The organism is Rhizobacter sp. SG703 (assembly GCF_012275445.1).
GTDB lineage: Bacteria > Pseudomonadota > Gammaproteobacteria > Burkholderiales > Burkholderiaceae_C > Rhizobacter.
The window spans coordinates 53,819-75,468 of sequence record NZ_JAAZQK010000011.1 but is presented as its reverse complement, the minus strand read 5'-3'; the positions used below and the strand labels follow the sequence as shown (position 1 = coordinate 75,468).

The following is a 21,650-nucleotide window of genomic DNA, read 5'->3' as shown; positions in this document are numbered from 1 at the left end:
GTGATGCAGCCTGCGGTCCGGCCGTAACGCGCGTCACCGGCTGTTGCTTTCGACGCTAGCATCTGACGATGGTCGACGCATCATTGAGGTTCCTGGAGCGGGGCGGTGAGATGGGCGAGCGCATGCGCGCGTTCGACTGGGGGCGCACGCCGCTCGGCGACCCGCGCGGCTGGCCGCAGAGCCTGAAGACCATCGTGCGGGTGATGCTCGACTCGCGCTTCGCGATGTGGATGGCCTGGGGCAGCGAGGCCACGTTCTTCTGCAACGACGCCTACCTGCCCACCGTCGGCATCAAGCGCGACTGGGTGCTCGGCGCGCGCGCCGACGTGGTCTGGGCCGAGATCTGGCACGACATCGGCCCGCGCATCGGCCAGGTGCTGAGCACCGGCACCGCCACCTGGGACGAAGGCCTGCAGCTGTTCCTCGAACGCAGCGGCTACCCCGAGGAAACTTTCCATACCTTCTCGTACAGCCCGGTCTACGACGATGCCGGCGGCGTGGCCGGCATGCTGTGCGTGGTGGTCGAAGACACCGGGCGCGCGATCGGCGAGCGCCGGCTGCGCCTGCTGCGCGAACTGGCTGCGCTGCCGATCCGCGAACTGCCGTCGCTCGCGGCCGCCGCGGCGCAGCTCGTCTCGACGCTCGGCAACAGCCCGCAGGACCTGCCGTTCGCCGCGCTGTACCTGCCCGATGCGGCCGACGGCCGCGGCCCGGAACTGGCACGCGTCACGCAGACCGCCAACGTGCCGCCCGACGCGCTGCCGCGCCGGCTGGCGCGCGACGCGACGTCGCCGCTGCCGGTTCGCCAGGCCGAACTGAGCGGGCTGCCGCAACTGGCCGACGGCATCGCGGCGCACTTCGGCGAGATCCGCGGGGCCTGGACCGAGCCGGTGCAGCAGGCGGTCGTGCTGCCGCTGGTGGTGGCCGGGCAGGCGCCGAACGTCGGCGCGCTGGTGGTCGGCATCAGCCCGCGCCGGCGGCTCGACGACGACTACCGCAGCTTCCTGTCGCTGGTCGCCTCGCAGGTCGCGTCGCGGCTCGGCGAGGTGCGCGCGCGCCTGGAGGAGCGCCAGAAGGCCGAGGCGCTGGCCGAGCTCGACCGCGCGAAGAACCTGTTCTTCAGCAACGTGAGCCACGAGCTGCGCACGCCGCTGACGCTGATGCTCGGGCCGCTGCAGGATGCGCTGCTGCGCCCCGACCTGCCGCCCGACCTGGCCGAGGCGCTGCGGCTCGCGCACCGCAACGGCGAGCGGCTGCGCAAGCTCGTCAATTCGCTGCTGGAGTTCTCGCGCATCGAGGCCGGGCGCGTCGAGGCCAGCTACCAGCCCACCGACCTGGCGGCGCTGACGCGCGATTTCGCATCGGCCTTCCGCTCGGCGATCGAGCATGCCGGGCTGCGCTTCGTGGTCGACTGCGAGGCGCTCGCGAACGAGGTGTTCGTCGATGTCGACATGTGGGAGAAGGTGGTCCTGAACCTGCTGTCGAACGCCTTCAAGTTCACCTTCGACGGCGAGATCGCGCTGTCGCTGCGCACCGAGGCCGGCGAGGCCGTGCTGGAGGTGCGCGACACCGGCATCGGCATGGACGACGACGCGCTCGCCCATGTGTTCGACCGCTTCCACCGCGTTGCCGGGGCACGCTCGCGCTCGCACGAGGGCACCGGCATCGGGCTCGCGCTGGTGAAGGAGCTGGTGCGGCTGCACGGCGGCAGCGTCACCGTGACCAGCGCGCCGGGGCGCGGCAGCTGCTTCACGGTGCGCGTGCCGCTGGGCGCGGCGCACCTGCCGGCGCACCGCGTGGGCGTCGCGCCGGCGGCGGTGGGCGCGCCGGCGGCACTGGACGCGTTCGTCGAGGACGCCTTGCGGGCCGGTCATGCACCGCCCGTGGCGCAGCGCCCGGAGCGGGCCGCCGATGCGTCGCGTGCGACCGTGCTGGTCGTCGACGACAACGCCGACATGCGCAGCTACATCGCGGGCGTGCTGGGCGCGCGCTGGAACGTCGAAGGGGCGGCCGACGGCCTGCAGGCGCTCGACGCGATCGCGCGCCGCCGGCCCGACGTGGTCGTGACCGACGTGATGATGCCGGCGCTAGACGGCTTCGGCCTGCTCGAGCGCATCCGCGGCCACGACGCGCTGCGCACGCTGCCGGTGATCCTGCTGTCGGCGCATGCCGGCGAAGAGGCGCGGCTGCACGGGCTGGCCAAGGGCGCCGACGACTATGTCGTGAAGCCGTTCTCGGCACGCGAACTGGCGGCGCGCGTCGAGGTGCTGCTGGTGCGCGAGCAGATGCATGCGGTGCGCGACGCGGCGAACCGCCGGCTGGTCGCGGTGTTCGACAACGCGCCGGTCGCGGTCGCGCTGCTCGACGGGCCGCAGCATGTGTTCAGCTATGCGAACGACGAGCAGCGGCGGCTGGTCGGCGACCGTCCGCTGCTCGGCCTGCCGCTGATGCAGGCGCTGCCCGAGCTGCAGGGGCTGGGCCTGCAGGAGGTGCTCGCCCGCGTGATGCGTACCGGCGAACCGCATTTCGAGAAGGCCTTCGAGGTGCGGATGTCCGGTCCGCGCTACTTCGATTTCGTCTACCAGCCGCTGACCGAGCCGGACGGTGCCGAGCCGGTCAAGATCGCCGTCGTCGCCTACGAGGTGACCGAGCAGCTGGGCGCGCGCCAGCAGGCCGAGGACGCGAGCCGCGCGAAGGACGAGTTCCTCGCGATGCTCGGCCACGAACTGCGCAACCCGCTGGCGCCGATCCTGACCGCGCTGCACCTGATGCGCATGAACTGGCAGGACGCGGCGATCAAGGAGCGCGGCATCATCGAGCGCCAGGTGCGGCACATGGTGCGGCTGGTCGACGACCTGCTCGATGTCGCGCGCATCACGCGCGGGCGCGTCGAGCTGCAGCGCGCGCCGCTCGACCTCGGCACGGTGATCGGCCAGGCGGTCGAGACGGTGAGCCCGCTGTTCGAGCAGAAGCGCCAGCGCCTGCAGGTGCAGGTGGCGCAAGACCTGCCGCTGCACGGCGATGCGGTGCGGCTGGGGCAGATCGTCGCGAACCTGCTGACCAATGCGACCAAGTTCACCGAGGTCGGCGGCCATGTGACGCTGCACGCGCGGCGCGACGGCGACGATGCGCTGCTGGAGGTCGAGGACGAAGGTATCGGCATGTCGTCCGACGAGCTGGCGGTGGTGTTCGAGCCCTTCGTGCAGGGCAAGCGGCAGGCGCTGAACCGGCCGCATGGCGGGCTCGGCCTGGGCCTCGCGATCGCGCGCAGCCTGGCGGCGCTGCACGGCGGCACGCTCGGCGCGCAGAGCGACGGACCGGGACGCGGCAGCCGGTTCACGCTGCGGCTGCCGCTGCTGGCCGCCGATGTGCGGGCCGAAGCGCCGGCCGCCGCCGATGCCTGGCGCGTCGCCGCGAACGACAGCGTGCGGCGCGTGCTGGTCGTCGACGACAACCAGGACGCGGCGACCACGATGGCCACCTTGCTGGAGGCGCTCGGCCATCGGCCGCTGGTGGCGCACGACGGGCCGTCGGCGCTGCAGCTGCTGGAACAGCATCCGGTCGACATCGCGGTGCTCGACATCGGGCTGCCGGTGATGGACGGCTATGAACTCGCGCAGCGCATCCGCGCGAAGGCGGGCGGCAGCGTGCTCAAGCTGATCGCGCTGACCGGCTACGGCCAGGCCGACGACCGGCTCAAGTCGGCCGCGCACGGCTTCGACGAGCACCTCGTGAAGCCGGTCGACATGGACACGCTGCTGCAGCTGCTGCGCTGAGGGCGGTCGTCGAGCCGGCGCAGGCTCAGACGCCCCACGACAGCCACAGCGCCAGCGTGCGCACCTCGCGGTACGCGAACGGCGTGTTGGCCGGGCGGAAGTCGGGCAGGCTGTCGTGGTTCAACTGCTTGATCGCGACGCCCAGCTCGACGGCGTCCGGCAGGCGATGGCGCCACGCCAGGTCGAGCACGCCGCGCCCGGGCGAGGAGCCGAAGTCGAGGTTCGACCGGGCACGCAAGCCGAGCTCGACCGACTGTCTTTCGTCGATCTCGTACAGGGCTCGCGCCTTCAGCGTGTTGCGCGGCGTCGCGCCGAAGTAGCCCGCCTCGGTGGCCAGCGGCGAGCTGCGGTTGCCGGCGATGTCGAAGCGGGCCCGTATCGCGGCGAACGACGCATCGACCCTGCAGCGCGGTGCCGCCTGCCAGTGCAGATCGGCCTCTGCCCCGTGCACCCGCAGCCGGGTGTCCAGCGGCGGCACGGGCGGTCCCGGCGGCACCGGCTGCCCCGGTCCGGCCGAGTTCGACACCTGCAACGAGGCGAAGCGCTGTTCGAACACCGCTGCGTTGACCTGCAGGCCGGGACCGGCCCGCCAGCGCAGCCCGGTCTCGAAGGACGGGATGTCCAGCTTCTGGCCGCCGTTGGGCGAGGTGCCGGAGCGCGACAGGCCGGCCCATAGCGACAGCTGCGGTGTCGCCGCCCAGCGCAGCCGCAGCGTCGCGGCGTAGATGTTGTCGACGTCCGAGCTGGTGAACTCGCGCTGGGCCTGCGCACCGACGATCAGCGCGCCGCGGTCGTCGCCGAAGTGCCATTCGTCCTGCGCGTAGACCTGCAGGTCCTGTTCCTCCGTCGTGACGGCTGCGCCACGTGTCGCCGAGGTGCTGTGCACGCTGCCGCCGGCCATCACGTCGTGCGCGCCCAGGCGCCAGAAGCGTCGGCCGGACACGTCGTTGTTGCGGCGGGTCGAGCGCCCGCCGCCTTCGGTCAGGACCTTGATGTCCTGCGTGTAGCCGGCCACCTCGACCTGTCCGCCGTCGGCCTGGGGCACGGTCAGCCGGGCACTGGCTTCGCGATGGACGGTGCGCTGTTCGCGGCGCAGCACCGCGCGGCCGACGGTCGCGCTGCTGCCGCCGACGCCGTCGTAGGTGTTGAGGTTGAAGGTCGCTTCGCTGCCACCGTCGACCGCCAGGCGGGCCGTCGCATCGATCGAGCGTTCGTCGACGTTGTCCCAGTCGTCCCGCCCGGCGAAGCTGTCGGTGCCGGGCTGGTGGTTGCCGGCGATCCAGAACGAGTTGCTCCAACCCGACGGCGTGCGCATTCCCCATTGGGCCGCCGCGGCCTGCCGCCCTTTGCTGTCGACGTCGACCGCGCCGGTGTTGCTGTCGCCCGCGCTGCGCGTGACGATGTTGATCACGCAGTTGGCGGCGCTCGATCCCCACAGCGTGTTGCCGGCGCCGCGCTGGACCTCGATGCGTTGCACGTGCTCGATCGGCATGTTCAGGAACGCCCAGGGCGGGCCGCCGCCGGCGCTCTCCTGCGGGCGGCCGTCGCGCATGATCAGCGTGTTGTGCGCGATCAGCGAACTCCCGTCGCCGCGCGTGGCCACGCTGGTGGTGCGGCCGTTGAAGGCCGAGACCGACACGCCCGGCATCCAGTCCAGCGCGTCGAGCACGGTGCGCGCGCCGCCACGGCGCAGGTCGTCGCCGGAAAAGACGCTGGTCGCGATGGCCAGGTCCTGCTCGGGCTGGACCCGGCGCCCGAGCGTCGTGAGTTGCATGTCCATCAAGGCTTCGAGCGGTTGATCGAGCAGCGCCTCGGCGCGCAGGCCGTCGCTGCAGGCCAGCGCCGCGAGCAGTGCGACGGCGCTTCGGGAGAATGGAAATCGGTCACGGGCGGCAACGGACGTCGGGGTGCGGTGGTGGGCTCGCATACAACCTCGCTCACTTCATGTTGTGAAACAAAGTGTAGGAATGCTTCCGTCAAATCAACTACGGCGAAACCCACAAGGGACATCTGTCTGACCCCCTGGATCACGGGGCAGGGTCGCTGCAGGATTTGGAGAGTGCGCGATTCGTCACCTCGGCCCGGGCACGATGTCTGCATGACGCAAACCATTGCGCAACCAGATCTTCCGGATGCATCCACATGTGCCAGCTTCTCGGCATGAACTGCAACAGCAAGGCCTCGATCACGTTCTCGTTCACCGGCTTCCGGCAACGGGGCGGGCGCACCTCGCACCATGTGGACGGCTGGGGTGTCGGCTTCTATGAGCCGGGCGGCTGCCGGGTCTTCCATGACGACCAGCCGGCGAGCGAATCGCCGTTGGCCGCCTTTCTCGGCGACTACCCGATTCCGTCGGCGATCGTCATTTCCCACCTGCGCCGCGCGACGCAGGGCGTGCGGTCGCTGGCCAATTGCCATCCATTCCAGCGGGAGTGGATGGGGCAGCCGTGGCTGTTCTCGCACAACGGCGACCTGCGCGGGTTCGAACCCACGCTGACCGGCCCCTACCGCCCGATCGGCGGCACCGACAGCGAGCGGGCGTTCTGCTGGCTGCTGCAGGAACTGCGCGCGCAGTTCGCCGACCGCGTGCGGCCGGTCAGCTGGGCCGAACTGGCGCCGCAGATCGCGCTGCTCGCCGAGCGCATCGCGCGCCACGGCAACTTCAACTTCCTGCTGTCGAACGGCGAGGCGCTCTACGCCCACTGCTCCAGCAAGCTCTACCTGCTGCAGCGCCAGCACCCGTTCCCGACCGCGCGGCTGCTCGACTGCGACATCAGCCTCGACCTCGGCCGGCTGAACGGCGTCGACGACCGCATGGCGCTGGTCGCGACCGAGCCGCTGACCGATGCCGAGCCGTGGGTGCGGCTCGCGACCGGCGAGATGCGGGTGTTCGTCGGCGGCGAGACCGTCTGGCGCCAGGTCGACCCGCGCACCCAGGCCTTCGCGCCGGCCGACGAACGCGAGGCGGTGGCGGCGACCTGAGCGGCGGGCTGTTGCATTTCATACAGCGTTTGTATGATGCGCAACATGGCCACCGGCATCCAAGCGAAGGACGTCTGGGCAGCGTGCGACGCGCTGCTGCTGGCCGGCGAGCGCCCGACCATCGAGCGCGTGCGGCGCCAGCTGGGCCGTGGATCGCCGAACACCGTCAGTCCCTTGCTCGACGACTGGTACCGCCACCTCGGCGGACGCCTGAAGGACCCTGGCGCGTTCGGCGTGCCGCCCGACGTGCCCGAGCCGGTGATGCAGGCGGCGCGCCATGTCTGGGAGGTGGCGCAGGCCGAAGCCCGGCGCGATGTCGACCAGCGGGTCTTCGAGCAGCGGCTGCGCGAGGCGATGGCGGCCGCGGTCGCCAACGTCGAGGCCGAGAAGGAGCGGGCGGCGATCGCCGACGCGGCCGCGTTCGAAGCCGCGGGCCGGGCCGTGCGGCTGCAGGCCGAACTGGCGCGGCGCGATGCGGCGCTGGCCCAAGCGCAGCGGCGCATCGACGAACTGGACCGCGAGCTCAGCGCCCGAACAGGCCCTTCACCATCCCGCCCAGCCCCTTGACCATGCCCGACAGGCTGACGCCGAGGCTTTCGGCCATGCCGGACGCGATGCGGGTCGCGAGGTTCTCGTTGAGCGAGAAGGCCGGGTCGTCGAGCCGCCCTTCGAGCGTGAACTTCACGTCGATCCTGCCGTCCTTCGACATCGCGGCCAGCACCGCCTGGCGCGGCACGCCGGCGAAGGTCGACAGCGCGCCGTCGCTCGCGAACTCGAGGCCGGTCAGCGTCAGCTTGCCGGGCGCCTTCAGCTGGTTGCGCACGACGGTGGCGCGCAGGTCGAGGTCGAGCTTGCCGCGGCGGATGCCCTTGTCGGCCACCTTCAGCAGGTAGGGCTGCAGCGCGACCAGGTCGACGTCGTTGAAGCGGGCGTGGATGTCGGCATCGCGCGACGCCACCGTGTAGTCGCCGTCGATGCGGATGCGGCCGTCGCGCTGCACGCCCTTGAACACGCCGTCGAGCTGCACCTGCAGCGGCTTGTCGAGTTGCGGCAGCACCAGCGGGCCGACGTCGGCATCGACCGCGTCGAGCGTCAGGCGCAGTGCCGGCTGGCGCACCGAGTTGTCGAAGAACTCCACCTGCGCCGCGTCGAGCGCGACCCGGCCGATGACCAGCAGCGGCTTCGCCTGCGGGTCGGGCTTCGCGGCGCCGGACGCCGGTCTGGCCTTGTCCTGCGGCCGCTCCAGCAGCGACGGCAGCACGCGGGTCTTGCCGTCGCGGGTGCGCAGCACCGCCAGGTAGGCGCCTTCGACGCGCACCTGCGCAATCCGCCACGGCCCGCCGAACAGGCTGCGCGGATCGGGCGTGATGCGCACGCGGCTGGCGCGCAGTTCGTCGGCGGCAGGCCAGCCGGCAGGGCCCTGGATGCGCAGGTCGAGCACGTCGATGCCGGTCCAGCCGGGGCGGATCGCGCCGATGCTGGCGCGCGGGCCGAGCGCCAGCGCCACCTCGGCCTGCAGCTGGCGCGTCGCGATCTGCAGCGCGACGACGGCGAGCACGAGCAGGGCGACGAAGATCGCACCGGCGATGGCGACGCGGCGCTGGAGGCGGGTGAGGGTCGAAAGGCGGGCGAGCATCGGGGCAATCATGGGCGGGCGCCATGCTACCCAATGCCGGGGGTCAGCGCGGCGCGGGGGCGACGTTGTCGTCGCTTTCGGTGCCGTCGTCCACGGTTTCGCGGTCGAAACGCCAGGCGCCGTAGAGCGCCGCGGCAGCGGTCAGCACGTTGGCCGCCATCTGCTCCCAGGCCTCGTAGCTCCACGCGTGGTACATCCACAGCGCCGAGATCGCGAGCATCGAGCGCCGCAGCGAACGGCCGGTCATGTAGAACATCGCGTAGGTCGACCACAGCGACGCGCCGATCAGGAACAGCGTGCTCCAGCCGGTCCAGGTCAGCAGGCCGGTGGCGACCGTCAGGACGCCGAACGCGGCCAGGCCGAGGCTGCGTGCGCCATCGCCATGCTGCAGCGTGGCGGCCGAGGTGGCCGTGCGGCCGGCGCTGACCAGGTTCAGCGCCGCCGCGGTGTGGGCGCCGATCAGCACGTTGTTCAGCGCCCACAGCAGCCCGGCGAAACCGGACTGCAGCCGCAGCGATTTCTCGCAGCGGCGCAGCATCGCGAAGGCGTTCAGGGCCAGCGCGGCGAGGCCGGTGGCATGGATGAGCAGGTCGTCGATCGGCATGGCGGGATGCCGACAGTCTCCGGCCGCCGCCGCGGTGCCGGTCCGCGGAATCGACCCGGGTTGCAGGCCCATCTCCGGCCTCGGCGCCGCCAAAGCCCCTCGAAGCCGTAGGATGCCGCATGACCCGACCCCGCCCCCCGCAGACCGTGCTCGTCACCGGCTTCGAGCCGTTCGGCGGCGAGACCCTCAACCCGTCGTGGGAGGCGGCCCGCACGCTCGACGGCGAACGCCTCGGCGACGCGGTGTTCGCGGCGCGCCGGCTGCCCTGCGTGGTCGACGACGCCGGGCCGGCGCTGATCGACGCGATCGAGGCGCTGGACCCGGCGCTGGTGCTGTGCCTCGGCCTGGCCGGCGGGCGCACCGATGTCTCGATCGAGCGGGTGGCGATCAACATCGTCGATGCGCGCATCCCCGACAACGCCGGCCGGCAGCCGGTCGACGAGCCGGTGGTGGAGGGCGGGCCCGCCGCGTATTTCTCGACGCTGCCGATCAAGGCGATGCTGCGCGCGCTGCACGACGACGGCATCCCGGCATCGATCTCGTCGACCGCCGGCACGTATGTGTGCAATGCGGTGTTCTACGCGCTGTCGCACTACGCCGCGAGCGAACGGCCGGCGCTGCGCGGCGGCTTCATCCACGTGCCATACCTGCCGGTGATGGCAACGCGCCACGCGGGCGCGCCGAGCCTCGCGCTCGAGGCGGTGGTGAGGGCGGTGCGGGTGATGGCGGCGACGGCGCTCGCGGTCGAGCGCGACATCCGGCTGGCTGCCGGAAGCACGCACTGAAAAACGCGCATGGAGGCCGCGAACTGAAGCAGGCTCAGGGCGGCAGCATTCCCTTGCTGCGCAGCGCCTGCCGGGCGTCCTCGCTCGCGAGGCCCTTCAGGAAATCGGCCGCCGCCGCCCGGTGCGTGCTGCCGGCACCGAGCGCGCCGGCATAGGTCGTGTAGTTCTGGATCTCCGGCGGCAGCAGCCCGACCAGGTCGACGCCAGCCACCGGCAGGATCTCGCTGACCTGTTGCATCGCCAGGTCGGCCTCGCCGCTGACCAGCTTGTCGGCCGCCAGCCCGCCGCTCACCAGCACCGCCTTCGGCCGCACCAGCGGCGCGACGCCGAGCTTCTCGAACAGCCCGTCGAGGTAGATGCCGCTGGAGCCGCCCGAGGCCGGATCGATGTAGGCGATCCTGCGCACGTCGATCAATGCATGCCTGAATTCCTCGACGGTGCCGATCGCCGGCTTCGGTGCGCCGGCCTTCACCGCGACGCCGATGCCCACCTTCGCGAGCGGCGCGATGCTGTCGGGCAGCACCTTGCCGTCCTTCGCGAGCGGCTGCAGCGCCGCCGGCGTCAGCACCAGCACGTCGAAGGCCTCGCCGCCGGCCACGCGCTTCGCGAGCGCGCCGGCGGTGTCGTTCGCGACCTCCACCTTGTGGCCGGTGCGCGCCTCGAAGGCCGGCACCATCGCGGCGACCACCGGCTTGAACGCGCCGCTGGTCAGCACCTTCACGGTGTCGGCCGTGGCCGGGGCGGCGGCCAGCACCAGCCAGGCCAACGTCAGTGACGAGAAGGATCGGTGCATCGCAAGACCTCCTGGAAGCGGCAAGGCCCGCAGTGTGCCCCGACCGGGCGTGGCGTGTGTCAGCGTGTGCGTCGGCTCATTTCAGCCGGCCGTCAGCGCGCCGGCCGCTTGACCACCGCGCCGGGCTTGCAGGCCCCGGCATCGAACTGCGTCACACCCGGCGCGCCCGGGCCGCCGCCGAAACCGGCGGCCGGCGTCCATTCGTTGACCAACGGGTAGCCGCTGGTGCCGAGGTCGGCCACGCGGATCGCGGTCAGCTTCGCCTGCCACTTCGAGCCGAACGGCGTGTTGAACAGCTGCAGCTTCGAGAGCCCGCCATGGCCGGTCGGCAGGTTCACCGCATAGCTCGCGAAGTTGTCGCCGCTCAGCACGTCTTTCGTGCTCGGCCGCACGTCGCCGTCCATCACGTGGTAGCCCATCGACAGCAGGTTGCGCAGCACGGTGCCGTCGGCATAGGTCGCCACCAGCGTGTAGTCGCAGCCGTTGTAGACGCAGTAGTAGCCGCCCCAGGCGCCGGGCGCGCTGCCGAGCGTCAGGTCCAGGTCGGCCTGCACCGTCGGGTCGAGCTGCTTCGGCAGGTTGCCGGTCCACGCCGGCGTCACCACCATGCCGCTGGCGGTCGGCGACAGGTTGAAGTGCGACACCGTGCCGATCACCGTCTGCACCGATTGCCCGGTCTTCACGACGTCGGTGCCGATGCGGGCGCGGTCGCTGGCGGAGAGCTTCTCGAACGCGCCGGTGCCGCGGTTCCAGCGCTTGTATCCGCCGTCGTAGCTGTCGTCGGGGAACACCTTGTCGAGGAAGCCTTCCTGCATCTGCGCGGCCTGGTAGTCGGAGAACGCGTTCCAGCGGTAGGTCTTGCCGTCGCGGTCGTCGTCGCCGCCGGACATCGGCGTGCGCTGGAAGCAGGTGCCGTCGACGGTGCGGCCGTCGCACGACTGGCCGCTGTACTCCAGCGTCGTCAGCAGCTGGTTCTTCAGCGCGTCGTAGCCCCAGGTCGAGCCGCTCTTCGTGCCCATCGGGTACGGGTAGTCGCCGGCATCGGCCGCGGCGTCGGCATGCGGCAAGCCGTAGGCGTGGCCCATCTCGTGGTTGAAGATGGCCGAGTAGACCTGGTCGGGCCGGTAGTCTCCGCCCGAGGTGCCGACGCCACCGCCGCCCAGCCCGCCGCCGGTCGACGCGGCGACCTGCCGGCCGCCGTCGACCGTCTGCACGAAGCCGTAGAAGCCGTCGGCGAAAGAGCCGTTGCGGTTCGCGCTGTTGCCGCGCATGTCGGACAGCAGCCGGTAGATGCGGGCGTTGGTGTCGCCGCCGGCGGCCTTGAAGTCGGCCCACGAGCCGAAGCTCATCGCCGGGTAGCAGAACTGGTCGTCGTTGCGCGGGCCGACGGCGAGCTGGTCGATCGTGACGGCGCCGGTCGTCACCTGCGCGAGCTTCGCGATCGGCAGCTTCTGCTGGTACTCCTGGTCGAGCGTGTAGCCGTTGGTCGAGGCCGACGACAGCGCCCAGTCGGGCACCACCGACTGCGCGGCGCGTGCGCCGAACAGGTAGACCGGGATCGTGTGGTGCGTCAGCGTGGTGGCCGGCGTGACGCTGAGCGCGACGCTGCGCGGCGACGAGAAATCGCCCTGGCCGACCTCGAGCGTGCTGCCGATCTGGATCCATTCGCGCGGCAGCAGCGCGCTGTACTTGACGCTCGAATACGCCGGGCGGCCGCCGTCGGTGGCGGGCAGCTTCGCCGGCGGGGTCATCGCCAGCGGGCCGAGCATGCGACCGTCGGCGAGCTTGGCGCGCACCACCAGCGAGCTGACGCTGGCGGCCGGCTGCACCATCAGCAGCGCGGCACGGTCGGCCACCAGCAGCAGGCGCTTCGTGACCTTGTTCTTCACGTCGTTCGGCGACTGCATGCTGCGGCCGGTGGCCGGGATGACGTGGGTCTGCGCGAGCTCGACGCTGGAGAGCGCGGGAGTCGGGGCCGGGGCGGGTGCTGGAGCAGGCGAGGGGGCCGGTGCGGGCGCAGGCGAAGGGGCCGGCGCCGGGGATGGAGCCGGGGATGGAGCCGGGGAAGGTGCAGGTGCGGGAGACGGTGCCGGCGATGGAGCCGGCGCAGGCGCGGGGGCCGGCGCCGGCGCAGGGGCGGGCGACGGTGTCGACACCGGCGGCGGCGCGGAGGCGTCGCCATCGTCCTTGCCGCCGCATGCGGCGAGCGCGACGGCAGTGAACAGCAGGGCGATGCGGGTCGTCGTGGGCAGGGGCAGGCGCTTCATGCTTCGGGGTCCGGGGTGGCAGCGCCGCGATGATCCGCGAAGAATCATGAAAGCGCATTCACGGCACCTTGCCCCTTTCTGCTTTTACACCCGCTTGCAACTGCAGGCGCGTGTCATCAAGCCGTGTTCTCATCGCGGGTTGCCGCGCGTGCATCACAGGAGGAGCCCCCAATGCCCATCACCTACGGAGCCCAGCAGAACGGCCTGCTGTGCGGCTACCGCTTTGCGCCCAGTGCCTGCGGCGAGCCGATCGACCTGGCCCAGGCCGTCGAGTGGCTGAAGACGCCGCCCGACGCCCGGCCCGGCGACGGTGCCTTCATCTGGCTGCACTTCGACCTGACCTCCGCCACGTCGCAGGCCTGGATGCAGGCCAACCTGCCGCTCGCGCCGGAGTTCTTCGAGGCGCTGCAGCAGGGCTCGCGCTCGACGCGCATCGAGGACGCGCAGGACAACCTGATCGCCGTCGTCAACGACGTGGCCTACGAGTTCGCGTTCGACCCGTCGGAGATCGCGACGCTGTGGATGAGCGTCGATGCGCGGCTGGCCGTCAGCGCGCGGGCGCATCCGCTGCGTTCGATCGACCGGCTGCGCGAGGCGGTGAAGCAGGGCGTGCGCTTCGGCTCGTCGGTCGACCTGCTGAACCACCTGCTGAAGGACCAGGGCGACGTGCTGGTGCGCATCGTGCGCGAAGCCACGCTGAAGGTCGACGGCATCGAGGACAGCCTGCTGCGCGGCCGCCTCGACCGCCGCCGCGCCGAGCTCGGCCAGCTGCGCCGGGTGCTGGTGCGGCTGCAGCGCCTGCTGGCGCCGGAGCCGGGCGCGCTGTTCCGGCTGCTGCGCCAGCCGCCGCCGTGGGTCGCGGCCAACGACCTCGACGAATTGCGCCAGGCCACCGAGGAGTTCTCGCTGGTGATCCGCGACCTGGCCGCGCTCCAGGAGCGCATCAAGTTGCTGCAGGAAGAGATCGCCGCCGAGGTCGGCGAGCAGACCAACCGCAGCCTGTTCACGTTGACGATGGTCACGGTGCTCGCGCTGCCCATCAACATCACGACCGGCTTCTTCGGCATGAACGTCGGCGGCATCCCGTTCGGCGAGCACAAGCACGGCTTCCTGGTGGTGGTGCTGCTGGTCGTGGTGTTCACCGCGCTGGCGGGCTGGCTGGCCTTTCGCAAGAAAGACTGAACCCGGACTGGACTCAGCGCCAGAGGCGCACCGCCAGCGCCAGGGCGGCCGCACCCGCCGACAGCGCCGTCACCGCCATCCATCCCCAGTGCGCGAGCGCCACGCTGCCCAGCGCCGAGCCGGTTGCCATGCCGATGAAGACGGTGGTGAACAGCACCGCGTTCAGGCGGCTGCGGGCGCCGGGGTCGATGCCGTAGACGATGGTCTGGTGCGCGATCAGCGCGACCTGGATGCCGAGGTCGAAGCCGACCGCGCTCGCGACCAGCAGGCCGAGCTGCGCCTGCGGCGGCACGAACGGCATCAGCCCCATCACCGCGAACGACACCAGCACCAGGGCCGCGCCGACGCGCGTCACCAGCTCCGGCCCGCGGCGGTCGGCCATGCGGCCGGCGATCGGTGCCGCGAGGGCGCCCGCCGCACCGGCCAGCCCGAACGCACCGGCTGCCGAGCTGCCGAGGTGGAACGGTTCGCCGTGCAGCATCACCGCCAGCGTCGACCAGAACGCGCTGAAGCCGACCGACAGCAGCCCTTGCGCCAGCGCCGCGCGGCGCAGCGCACCGTGCTTCAGCCACAGCTTGCCGAGCGAGCCGAGCAGTGCGCGGTAGGCCAGGTGCGTGGTCGGCTTCAGCCGCGGCAACCCGCGCCACAGCGCCACGCCGAGCAGCGCGATCGCGGCCGCGGCGGCGATGAACATCGTGCGCCAGCCGAAATGCTCGGCGACGAAACCGCTGACCACCCGCGACAGCAGGATGCCGAGCAACAGCCCGGTCATCACGCTGCCGACCACCTTGCCGCGGTGCGCATCGGGTGCGAGCGTCGCTGCAGCCGGCACGATGTCCTGCGCCATCGTCGCGGCCAGCCCGATCGCGAGGCTTGCGACCAGCAGCACGCCGACCGACGGCGACGCGCCGGCCAGCAGCAGCGCCGCGCACAGCACGGCCGCCTTCGCGAGGATGATGCGGCGCCGGTCGTAGCGGTCGCCGAGCGGCGCGAGGAACAGGATGCCGAGTGCGTAGCCGAGCTGCGTCATCGTCGGCACGAAGCCGATGGCCTGGCCACCGCTTGCGCTGCCGCCGATCTCGGCACCCAGCACGCCGAGCATCGGCTGGCTGTAGTACAGCGAGGCCACGCCGAGCCCGGTGCCGGTGGCCAGCAGCAGCACCATCGGCAGCGGGACATTGCCGGACGGCGTCAAGGCGATCGGTGCGGCATGCGTTGAAGGAATGGTGGTCATCTCGCGTAAACCCTGAGTGCATGAACGAAGGGCTGCAGTGTCTCCAGGACGACCGCGTCTGTGTAGCCCGGCGGTCCGCAGAATTGCTATACGCTCGGCGCATGAGCAAGCCCAGCACCGCGAGCCCGCCGGCCGACCGCATCGAGCTGATGGAAACCTTCGTGCGCATCGTCGAGGCCGGCAGCCTGTCGGCCGCAGCGGCCCAGATGGGCACGACCCAGCCGACGGTGAGCCGGCGCCTGCAGGCGCTGGAGCGATCGCTCGGACTGCGGCTGCTGCAGCGCTCGACCCACGCGATGACGCTGACCGCCGACGGCGAGCGCTGCTACGACGGCGCGAAGGAGCTGATCGCGAGCTGGCGAGTCTTCGAGTCCGAGCTGCGCGGCGCGGAGGACGAGCCCGAGGGCCTGCTGCGCGTGGTGGCGCCGCATGCGTTCGGCCAGCAACTGCTGGTCGGCCCGCTGTCCGACTACATGCGCGACCACCCGCGCGTCACGGTCGAGTGGCTGCTGTACGACAGCACCCAGGACCGCACGCCGGACTTCGTCGGCGACGGCATCGACTGCGCGATCCAGGTCGGCGAGGTGACCGATCCGTCGGTGGTCGCGATCAAGCTGTCGGAGGTGCCGCGCATCGTGGTCGCCGCTCCGTCGCTGATGGCCGGGCGCGCGATGCCGGTGCATGCACGCGAACTCGCCGCGCTGCCCTGGTTGAGTGCGCGCAACTTCTACCGCACCGAGGTGCTGCTGAGCCATGTCGACACCGGCGAGGCGCATCGCGTGACCTTCCGCCCGCGCTTCACCACCGACAGCTTCTACGCGCTGCGCAGTGCCGCGGTGCGCGGCATCGGCGTCGGGCTGATGTCGACCTGGATGCTGGCCGACGAGATCGCGGCCGGGCGGCTGCTGCACCTTGCACCGCAATGGCGCGCCGCGGCGCTGCCGGTGCACCTGATCTACCCGCCGTCGCGCTTCCATCCGGCGCGTCTGCGCCGCTTCATCGAAGCGATGCGGGCGAAGTTGCCCGCCGCGCTGGCCGAGGTGACGCGGCCGGTCTGATTCCCCTGTCGCAAAAAGGGGATGGACAGCGGTCGGCCAGAGCCGCGAAAGTCGGTCCCGCGGCCCGAGTGGATGCCGTCTCAAGGAGGATCATGAAAAACACCAAGCGATTCCAGCTGTCCGACCGGTTCCGACGACCCACGCTGCGCGCTGCGACGGCCGGGGTGCTGGCCCTGGTCGGCGCGGTCGGTCCGGCCCACGCCACCACCGTGCAACCCGGCCTCGGCCAGTGGGTGGCCTTCGACGTCGACGAGCAGACGGCCGCATCGTCCGGCCTCGAATGGATGGACATCAGCGACGGCTCCTTGCTGTCGTTCAGCTTCGCGATCACGACGCCGACCTGGCTGCGCGTGGTCGATGCGGGCTATGCCGGCGACAGCTTCAACGTGCGGGTGAACGGCCAGAACTGGTCGACCAGCGACGTGCCGGCCGGCAGCGTCGGCAGTGCGCCGAACGTCGGCCTGAACTTCGACGCGGCCTGGGCCAACCCGGCCTACAGCCATGGTGCGTGGCTGCTGAGCACGCCCGGCGACTACACCGTCACCGGTTCGCTGCTGCACAGCGTCGGGCTCGACGGCACGCCGCTGAACGCGACCGTCGGCGCGGTGATGCTGACGCCGGTGCCCGAGCCGGCCGCGTGGGCGCTGATGCTCGCCGGGCTGGCCGCGGTCGGCATCGCCGCGCGCCGCCGCCGCTGAGAAACGCGCGTCCCGGATCGGCGTCCGGGCTGCCAGCCGTGCAGCCCGGATGCCCATCCGGGCTCGCAACACCCAACAAGGACCTTCATGCATTTCCTTCGCAACCTGATGGCGGCCGCCGCCGTCGCGCTGTGCGCCTGCGCACCTGTCACCGCGACGCAAAGCAGCGCGCCCGTCCACGTCAAGCTCATCGGCTTCAACGATTTCCACGGCAACCTGCAATCGCCCGGCAACTTCAGCCCGGCGACGCAGAGCTCGACCAGCGGTGCCGGCCTGGTGCCCGCCGGCGGCGCCGACATGCTGGCCGGCTTCGTCGCGCGGCTGAAGGCGCAGAACCCGCTGAACGCGGTGGTCGGCGCCGGCGACATCGTCGGCGCATCGCCGCTGGTGTCGGCGCTGTTCCACGACGAGCCGACCGTCGAGGCGATGAACCGCATCGGCCTCGAGTTCAATGCGGTCGGCAACCACGAGTTCGACCACGGCTCGCCCGACCTGCTGCGCCTGCAGCGCGGCGGCTGCGCGACGCTGCCCGGCGGCGCGGCCGACCCCAACAGCTGCCGCGGCGCGCAGGTCGGCACGCCGGTGCCGTTCGAGGGCGCGTCGTTCAAGTGGCTGTCGGCCAACGTCTACGTCACGGCGACCGGCAAGACGCTGCTGCCGGCCTACGGCATCAAGAGCTTCGACGGCGTGCGCGTCGCCTTCATCGGCATGACGCTGCGTGACACGCCGACCATCGTGACGCCCAGCGGCGTTGCCGGGCTCGAATTCCGCAACGAGGCCGACACCGTCAATGCGCTGGTGCCGCGGCTGCGCGCGCTCGGCGTCGAGGCGATCGTCGTGCTGGTGCACCAGGGCGGCTCGCAAGTCGGCAGCAACGACATCAACGGCTGTGCCGGCGGGCTGGCCGGCTCGGCCATCGCCGACGTGGTGCGCCAGCTCGACAACGCGGTCGACCTGGTGGTCAGCGGCCACACCCACACCGCCTACAACTGCCAGCTGCCGAACGCGGCCGGGCGGATGATTCCGGTGACGCAGGCGGGTGCGTTCGGCCGCGTCGTCAGCGACATCGACCTGACGATCAACCCGTCCAACGGCGACGTGACAGCCGTCAGCGCGACCAACCGCGTCGTCGACCGCAGCGATGCGGCGACCACGCCGAATGCGGCGGTGGCGGCGCTGGTGTCGGCCTACGGCACGCTGGTCGCGCCGATCGCCAACCAGGTGATCGGCAGCATCACGCAGGCGCTGCCGGTGACCGCCGATGCGGCCTGCAACACGCCGGCCGGCGAACTGGTGGCCGATGCGCAGCTCGCGGCGACCGCCGCGCCGCAATTCGGCGGCGCGCAGTTCGCGTTGATGAACCGCGGCGGCGTGCGCAGCCCGGGCTTCAACTTCGCGTCGAGCGCGGTCGGCGAGGGCGACGGCAACATCACCTACGGCGAGGCCTTCACGGTGCAGCCGTTCGGCAACAGCCTGGTGACGCTGACGCTGACGACGCAGAACATCAAGGACGTGCTCGAACAGCAGTTCGCCGGCTGCCGCGGCCAGCTCGCGACCGCGACGCGGCTGATGGTGCCGAGCGCCGGCCTGCGCTACAGCTGGGACGGCAGCGCCGCCTGCGATGCGCGCGTGCGCGGCGTGACGCTGACGACGGCCGCCGGCACCGAGACGCTGGTCGATGCGGCCGGCACCGTGCTGAACCCGCAGAAGACCTGGCGCGTGACGATCAACAACTTCATGGCGACCGGTGGCGACGGATTCTCGACCTTCCTGCAGGGCACGTCACTGCTGGGCGGCGCGCAGGACATCGATGCGCTGACGGCCTACCTGGCGTCGTACAAGGCGCCGAGCGCAGCCTACGACCCCGCGTCCCCGGCGCTCGGCAAGCCGCGCGTGCTGCGCGTCAATGCGCCCGCCGGGGGCGGCACCTGCCCGCTGGGGGCCGATGTGAATCCGTGAGCCAATCCTTGATGCAGCGCAAGCCAATCCCGACCCGCGAGGGTGGAATGTCAGGTGAGCGCGGTGGGGTGGATTCCTATAATTTTCACTGCTGCATTGCAGCAACCCACCCCGCACCACCTGCACAAGGAGCCGAGATGGAAGTCGACAAGCTGGTCACCGTCTATGGGTTTTCGCTGTTCGACATCGAGTCGGGCCAGCAGCTCCCGTCCACGTTCAAGGCGCCGCGAGCGGTGATCGAACAGGATTTCCAGGGCACCGTGATGGAAGGCACCGCCGAGCTGGTCGATGCGCAGGCGCTCGACGAGCTCGGCCGCTTCCGCCGGGTCGCGACGGCATGGGGTGAACTGACCTGAACTGAGCCCGGTCCGGACTCAGGTTCGGTTCACGTCAGGCCTTCGAGGCGCTGCCATCCGCCTTCGGGCGGCCGGTCTTCAGGCTGGGCACCTTGGCCAGCGCGTCGAGCAGCGGCTTGTCGGCCATCGCGTTCAGGGCCGCGATGCCGGCACGCAACAGCTCGCTCTTCTTGGTCGGGCGCTTCAGCGCGGCCGCGCGCAGCTTCAGCGCATCGAGCAACTGGTATTCGGACTTCGGGATCGTGAAGCTGTCGCGCACCAGCTTGTGCTTGGGCTTCTCGGGCGCCGGTGTCGGCGCTGCAGGCGTCGCCGGCTTGCGGGCAAGCGCCTTCGTGGCGCCGGCTTTGTCCGGGGCGGCCTTCTTGGCCGGCATCTTCTTGGCCGGCGCCTTCTTCGCCGCCACGGCAGCCTTCTTCTCCGGGGCGGCAGCGGTCTTGGTGGAGGTCCTGGTGGCGGTCTTGCGTACGGTCGGTGTCGTGGTCATCGGCTTGACTTCAATGGTTTATACGATATATACCGTTTATATCAGATCTCGGCGTCGCGCCAGGTCGGGGTGGCCCGAGATCCGGTGGACGGGAGCAGACCATGGAGACAAGACGGCTTCGCGCGCGGCTCGGCCTGATGTCGATCGGCGCGTTGATGATGGACCCGCAGTTCGTCCGGCGAGCGGCGCAAGACCGCGGCGACGAGCTCGCCTCGTCCGACAGCGAGCCCGGCAGTGCATCGCCGGGCGATGATCCGCCGACGCTTCGCGCGCGCTGGCACGCCGGTTGGCACCGTTGGCGCACGCGCCTGACACGACGGAAACCCTGATTCCCATGCATGAGATCGAGCTGAAGTTCCAGATTCCCGAGACCCGATTCGCGTCATTGCACCGCCAGTTCCTGCAGGGGCCCACCGAGGCCGTGCGGATGCAGGCGCACTATTTCGACACCGCCGACGGCCTGCTGGCCCGCCACGAGATCGCCTTGCGCCTGCGGCTCGAAGGCACGCAGTGGGTGCAGACGCTGAAGGCCAGCGGCGCGCATGGCGTGTCGCGGCTGGAACACAACGCACCGCTGCCGGCCGACGACGCCCCCACTGCCACCGCCGGCGCGCCGGCCCTCGACATCGACCGCCACCGCGGCTCGCCGGCCCACCGGCGGCTGGTCGACGTGCTCGGCGGCGCCGTGCTGCACGAGGTGTTCCGCACCGAGGTCGACCGCCTCGTGCGCGTCTTCGCGCTGCCCGGCGGCACCGAGATCGAAGCGGCGCTCGACACCGGGCAGGTCGTCGCAGGCAGCGCGACGCATCCGCTGCGCGAGATCGAATTCGAATGGAAGGCCGGCCCGCTGCACGGCCTGTTCGCACTGGCCGCCGACTGGGTCGCCGCGCACGGCCTGTGGCTGGACATCGTCTCGAAAGCCGAACGCGGCACCTTGTTGTCGCGCGGCCAGGCCCATCCCGCGGCGGCGCGCGCGAAGCCGTTGCAGCTGTCCGCCGATGCCGACGGCCCGGCCCTCGCGCGGGCCGCCATCGGTTCCTGCCTGGCCCAGGTGCTTCGCAATGCGAGCGCCGTCGCTGCCGGCAGCCGCCAGCCGGAACATGTGCACCAGCTGCGCATCGGCCTGCGGCGCCTGCGCGTCGTGCTGCGTGAGATGGCGCCGCTCGACTGCGGGCTCGACCCCGGCTGGGAGGCGCCGATCGCGGAGCTGTTCCGCGCACTCGGCGTCGACCGCGACCAGCAGATCCTCGAAGACGAAACCGCCGATGCGCTGGTCGCCGCCGGCTCGCCGCCGCTGACGCGCCCGCGGCCGTCGTCCGATGCCGGCGCGCTGGCCGCCTGGGTGCAGCATGCCGACGTGCAACAGGTGCTGCTGGCCGCGCAGGCCTACGCGATGGGGGCCTCCGAAGTCGGCGGCGGCGCGCACGACGGGCCCGCGGTGGATGCGATGGCCGAACGTCTCGATGCGCTGTTGCACCGCCTCGTCGCCCATTCGCGCAGGTTCGTCGAGGCGTCGGTCGACGACCAGCACGCGGTGCGCAAGGAACTGAAGCGCCTGCGCTACCTCGCGGAATTCATCGCGCCGCTGTACCGCGACAAGCCGGTCGCGCGCTTCTTCGACGCGCTGGCACCGGCGCAGGACGCGCTCGGCCGCCACAACGACCTGGCAGTGGCACGGGCGGCCTACCGCGAGCGGGCCGAGTCCGAACCCGAGGCCTGGTTCGCGGTGGGCTGGCTGTCCGCGCAGCAGGCGCGTTCGGCCCGCGCGGCGCGCAAGGCGCTGAAGCGCGCTGGCGCGGCCGGGCCGTTCTGGCACGGCACGCCGCGGCGCTGAGC

The 21,650-nt window shown here is 71.3% G+C and carries 18 protein-coding genes; 11 read left to right on the top strand and 7 right to left on the bottom strand.

Annotated elements, in window-relative coordinates:
- The first annotated feature begins 68 nt into the window (after positions 1-68).
- On the top strand, positions 69-3,776 hold the full coding sequence (locus tag FHT26_RS22525; RefSeq protein ID WP_168562340.1) for an ATP-binding protein: 3,708 nt from the start codon (positions 69-71) through the stop codon (positions 3,774-3,776).
- A 25-nt stretch (positions 3,777-3,801) separates the two neighbouring features.
- On the opposite strand, the gene FHT26_RS22520 is transcribed toward FHT26_RS22525, so the two are convergent.
- Complete coding sequence (locus FHT26_RS22520) at positions 3,802-5,703, bottom strand: TonB-dependent receptor plug domain-containing protein (RefSeq protein WP_168562339.1); 1,902 nt, start codon at positions 5,701-5,703, stop codon at positions 3,802-3,804.
- Between the two features lie 215 nt (positions 5,704-5,918).
- Between FHT26_RS22520 and FHT26_RS22515 the strand changes: the two genes are divergently transcribed.
- Both FHT26_RS22515 and FHT26_RS22510 read left to right on the top strand, forming a co-directional pair.
- On the top strand, positions 5,919-6,758 hold the full coding sequence (locus tag FHT26_RS22515) for a class II glutamine amidotransferase (RefSeq protein ID WP_168562338.1): 840 nt from the start codon (positions 5,919-5,921) through the stop codon (positions 6,756-6,758).
- 45 nt (positions 6,759-6,803) lie between these two features.
- Positions 6,804-7,325, top strand: coding sequence for a DNA-binding protein (locus tag FHT26_RS22510; protein WP_168562337.1), 522 nt, complete (start codon positions 6,804-6,806; stop codon positions 7,323-7,325).
- On the opposite strand, the gene FHT26_RS22505 is transcribed toward FHT26_RS22510, so the two are convergent.
- A complete protein-coding gene (locus FHT26_RS22505) occupies positions 7,282-8,394 on the bottom strand; it encodes a DUF748 domain-containing protein (protein ID WP_168562336.1) in 1,113 nt (370 codons plus the stop codon). The two genes, FHT26_RS22510 and FHT26_RS22505, sit on opposite strands and share 44 nt — an antisense overlap.
- Positions 8,395-8,437: 43 nt before the next feature.
- Positions 8,438-8,998 carry a YgjV family protein gene (locus FHT26_RS22500; protein WP_168562335.1) on the bottom strand — a complete coding sequence of 187 codons (561 nt, stop codon included), beginning with the start codon at positions 8,996-8,998 and terminating at the stop codon, positions 8,438-8,440.
- 119 nt (positions 8,999-9,117) lie between these two features.
- Between FHT26_RS22500 and pcp the strand changes: the two genes are divergently transcribed.
- Complete coding sequence (pcp, locus tag FHT26_RS22495; protein ID WP_168562334.1) at positions 9,118-9,783, top strand: pyroglutamyl-peptidase I; 666 nt, start codon at positions 9,118-9,120, stop codon at positions 9,781-9,783.
- A 34-nt stretch (positions 9,784-9,817) separates the two neighbouring features.
- Here the strand turns inward: pcp and FHT26_RS22490 are convergent, their stop codons facing one another.
- Positions 9,818-10,576 carry a substrate-binding domain-containing protein gene (locus FHT26_RS22490; RefSeq protein WP_168562333.1) on the bottom strand — a complete coding sequence of 253 codons (759 nt, stop codon included), beginning with the start codon at positions 10,574-10,576 and terminating at the stop codon, positions 9,818-9,820.
- A 92-nt stretch (positions 10,577-10,668) separates the two neighbouring features.
- On the bottom strand, positions 10,669-12,843 hold the full coding sequence (locus tag FHT26_RS22485) for a M66 family metalloprotease (protein ID WP_168562332.1): 2,175 nt from the start codon (positions 12,841-12,843) through the stop codon (positions 10,669-10,671).
- Between the two features lie 171 nt (positions 12,844-13,014).
- Here FHT26_RS22485 and FHT26_RS22480 point away from each other — a divergent pair, with 171 nt between their 5' ends.
- Positions 13,015-14,025 carry a transporter gene (locus tag FHT26_RS22480; protein WP_168562331.1) on the top strand — a complete coding sequence of 337 codons (1,011 nt, stop codon included), beginning with the start codon at positions 13,015-13,017 and terminating at the stop codon, positions 14,023-14,025.
- A gap of 13 nt (positions 14,026-14,038) precedes the next feature.
- Here the strand turns inward: FHT26_RS22480 and FHT26_RS22475 are convergent, their stop codons facing one another.
- Positions 14,039-15,259, bottom strand: a complete 1,221-nt coding sequence (locus FHT26_RS22475) for an MFS transporter (RefSeq protein WP_168562330.1) — start codon at positions 15,257-15,259, stop codon at positions 14,039-14,041.
- Positions 15,260-15,360: 101 nt separating this feature from the next.
- Here FHT26_RS22475 and FHT26_RS22470 point away from each other — a divergent pair, with 101 nt between their 5' ends.
- From FHT26_RS22470 to FHT26_RS22455, 4 genes are all read left to right on the top strand, one after another.
- The gene (locus FHT26_RS22470) at positions 15,361-16,317 is read left to right on the top strand and encodes a LysR family transcriptional regulator (RefSeq protein WP_210427538.1); all 957 of its coding nucleotides are present in this window, start codon (positions 15,361-15,363) and stop codon (positions 16,315-16,317) included.
- Positions 16,318-16,409: 92 nt separating this feature from the next.
- Positions 16,410-17,015: a PEPxxWA-CTERM sorting domain-containing protein gene (locus tag FHT26_RS22465; RefSeq protein WP_168562329.1), complete on the top strand. Its 606-nt coding sequence runs from the start codon at positions 16,410-16,412 to the stop codon at positions 17,013-17,015.
- A gap of 87 nt (positions 17,016-17,102) precedes the next feature.
- Entirely contained in the window at positions 17,103-18,974 is a 1,872-nt protein-coding gene (locus tag FHT26_RS22460; RefSeq protein ID WP_168562328.1) for a bifunctional metallophosphatase/5'-nucleotidase, read from the top strand.
- 137 nt (positions 18,975-19,111) lie between these two features.
- A complete protein-coding gene (locus FHT26_RS22455; RefSeq protein WP_168562327.1) occupies positions 19,112-19,330 on the top strand; it encodes a hypothetical protein in 219 nt (72 codons plus the stop codon).
- A 34-nt stretch (positions 19,331-19,364) separates the two neighbouring features.
- On the opposite strand, the gene FHT26_RS22450 is transcribed toward FHT26_RS22455, so the two are convergent.
- A complete protein-coding gene (locus FHT26_RS22450) occupies positions 19,365-19,814 on the bottom strand; it encodes a hypothetical protein (protein ID WP_168562326.1) in 450 nt (149 codons plus the stop codon).
- 101 nt (positions 19,815-19,915) lie between these two features.
- Here FHT26_RS22450 and FHT26_RS22445 point away from each other — a divergent pair, with 101 nt between their 5' ends.
- Complete coding sequence (locus FHT26_RS22445) at positions 19,916-20,143, top strand: hypothetical protein (RefSeq protein WP_168562325.1); 228 nt, start codon at positions 19,916-19,918, stop codon at positions 20,141-20,143.
- A gap of 5 nt (positions 20,144-20,148) precedes the next feature.
- Complete coding sequence (locus tag FHT26_RS22440; RefSeq protein WP_168562324.1) at positions 20,149-21,648, top strand: CYTH and CHAD domain-containing protein; 1,500 nt, start codon at positions 20,149-20,151, stop codon at positions 21,646-21,648.
- Positions 21,649-21,650 lie beyond the last annotated feature (2 nt).

Coding starts and splice junctions, on each gene's coding strand:
- FHT26_RS22525 (WP_168562340.1), top strand. CDS start 69: ATGGTCGACGCATCATTGAGGTTCCTGGAGCGGGGCGGTGAGATGGGC.
- FHT26_RS22520 (WP_168562339.1), bottom strand. CDS start 5,703: ATGCGAGCCCACCACCGCACCCCGACGTCCGTTGCCGCCCGTGACCGA.
- FHT26_RS22515 (WP_168562338.1), top strand. CDS start 5,919: ATGTGCCAGCTTCTCGGCATGAACTGCAACAGCAAGGCCTCGATCACG.
- FHT26_RS22510 (WP_168562337.1), top strand. CDS start 6,804: ATGGCCACCGGCATCCAAGCGAAGGACGTCTGGGCAGCGTGCGACGCG.
- FHT26_RS22505 (WP_168562336.1), bottom strand. CDS start 8,394: ATGCTCGCCCGCCTTTCGACCCTCACCCGCCTCCAGCGCCGCGTCGCC.
- FHT26_RS22500 (WP_168562335.1), bottom strand. CDS start 8,998: ATGCCGATCGACGACCTGCTCATCCATGCCACCGGCCTCGCCGCGCTG.
- pcp (WP_168562334.1), top strand. CDS start 9,118: ATGACCCGACCCCGCCCCCCGCAGACCGTGCTCGTCACCGGCTTCGAG.
- FHT26_RS22490 (WP_168562333.1), bottom strand. CDS start 10,576: ATGCACCGATCCTTCTCGTCACTGACGTTGGCCTGGCTGGTGCTGGCC.
- FHT26_RS22485 (WP_168562332.1), bottom strand. CDS start 12,843: ATGAAGCGCCTGCCCCTGCCCACGACGACCCGCATCGCCCTGCTGTTC.
- FHT26_RS22480 (WP_168562331.1), top strand. CDS start 13,015: ATGCCCATCACCTACGGAGCCCAGCAGAACGGCCTGCTGTGCGGCTAC.
- FHT26_RS22475 (WP_168562330.1), bottom strand. CDS start 15,259: ATGACCACCATTCCTTCAACGCATGCCGCACCGATCGCCTTGACGCCG.
- FHT26_RS22470 (WP_210427538.1), top strand. CDS start 15,361: ATGAGCAAGCCCAGCACCGCGAGCCCGCCGGCCGACCGCATCGAGCTG.
- FHT26_RS22465 (WP_168562329.1), top strand. CDS start 16,410: ATGAAAAACACCAAGCGATTCCAGCTGTCCGACCGGTTCCGACGACCC.
- FHT26_RS22460 (WP_168562328.1), top strand. CDS start 17,103: ATGCATTTCCTTCGCAACCTGATGGCGGCCGCCGCCGTCGCGCTGTGC.
- FHT26_RS22455 (WP_168562327.1), top strand. CDS start 19,112: ATGGAAGTCGACAAGCTGGTCACCGTCTATGGGTTTTCGCTGTTCGAC.
- FHT26_RS22450 (WP_168562326.1), bottom strand. CDS start 19,814: ATGACCACGACACCGACCGTACGCAAGACCGCCACCAGGACCTCCACC.
- FHT26_RS22445 (WP_168562325.1), top strand. CDS start 19,916: ATGGAGACAAGACGGCTTCGCGCGCGGCTCGGCCTGATGTCGATCGGC.
- FHT26_RS22440 (WP_168562324.1), top strand. CDS start 20,149: ATGCATGAGATCGAGCTGAAGTTCCAGATTCCCGAGACCCGATTCGCG.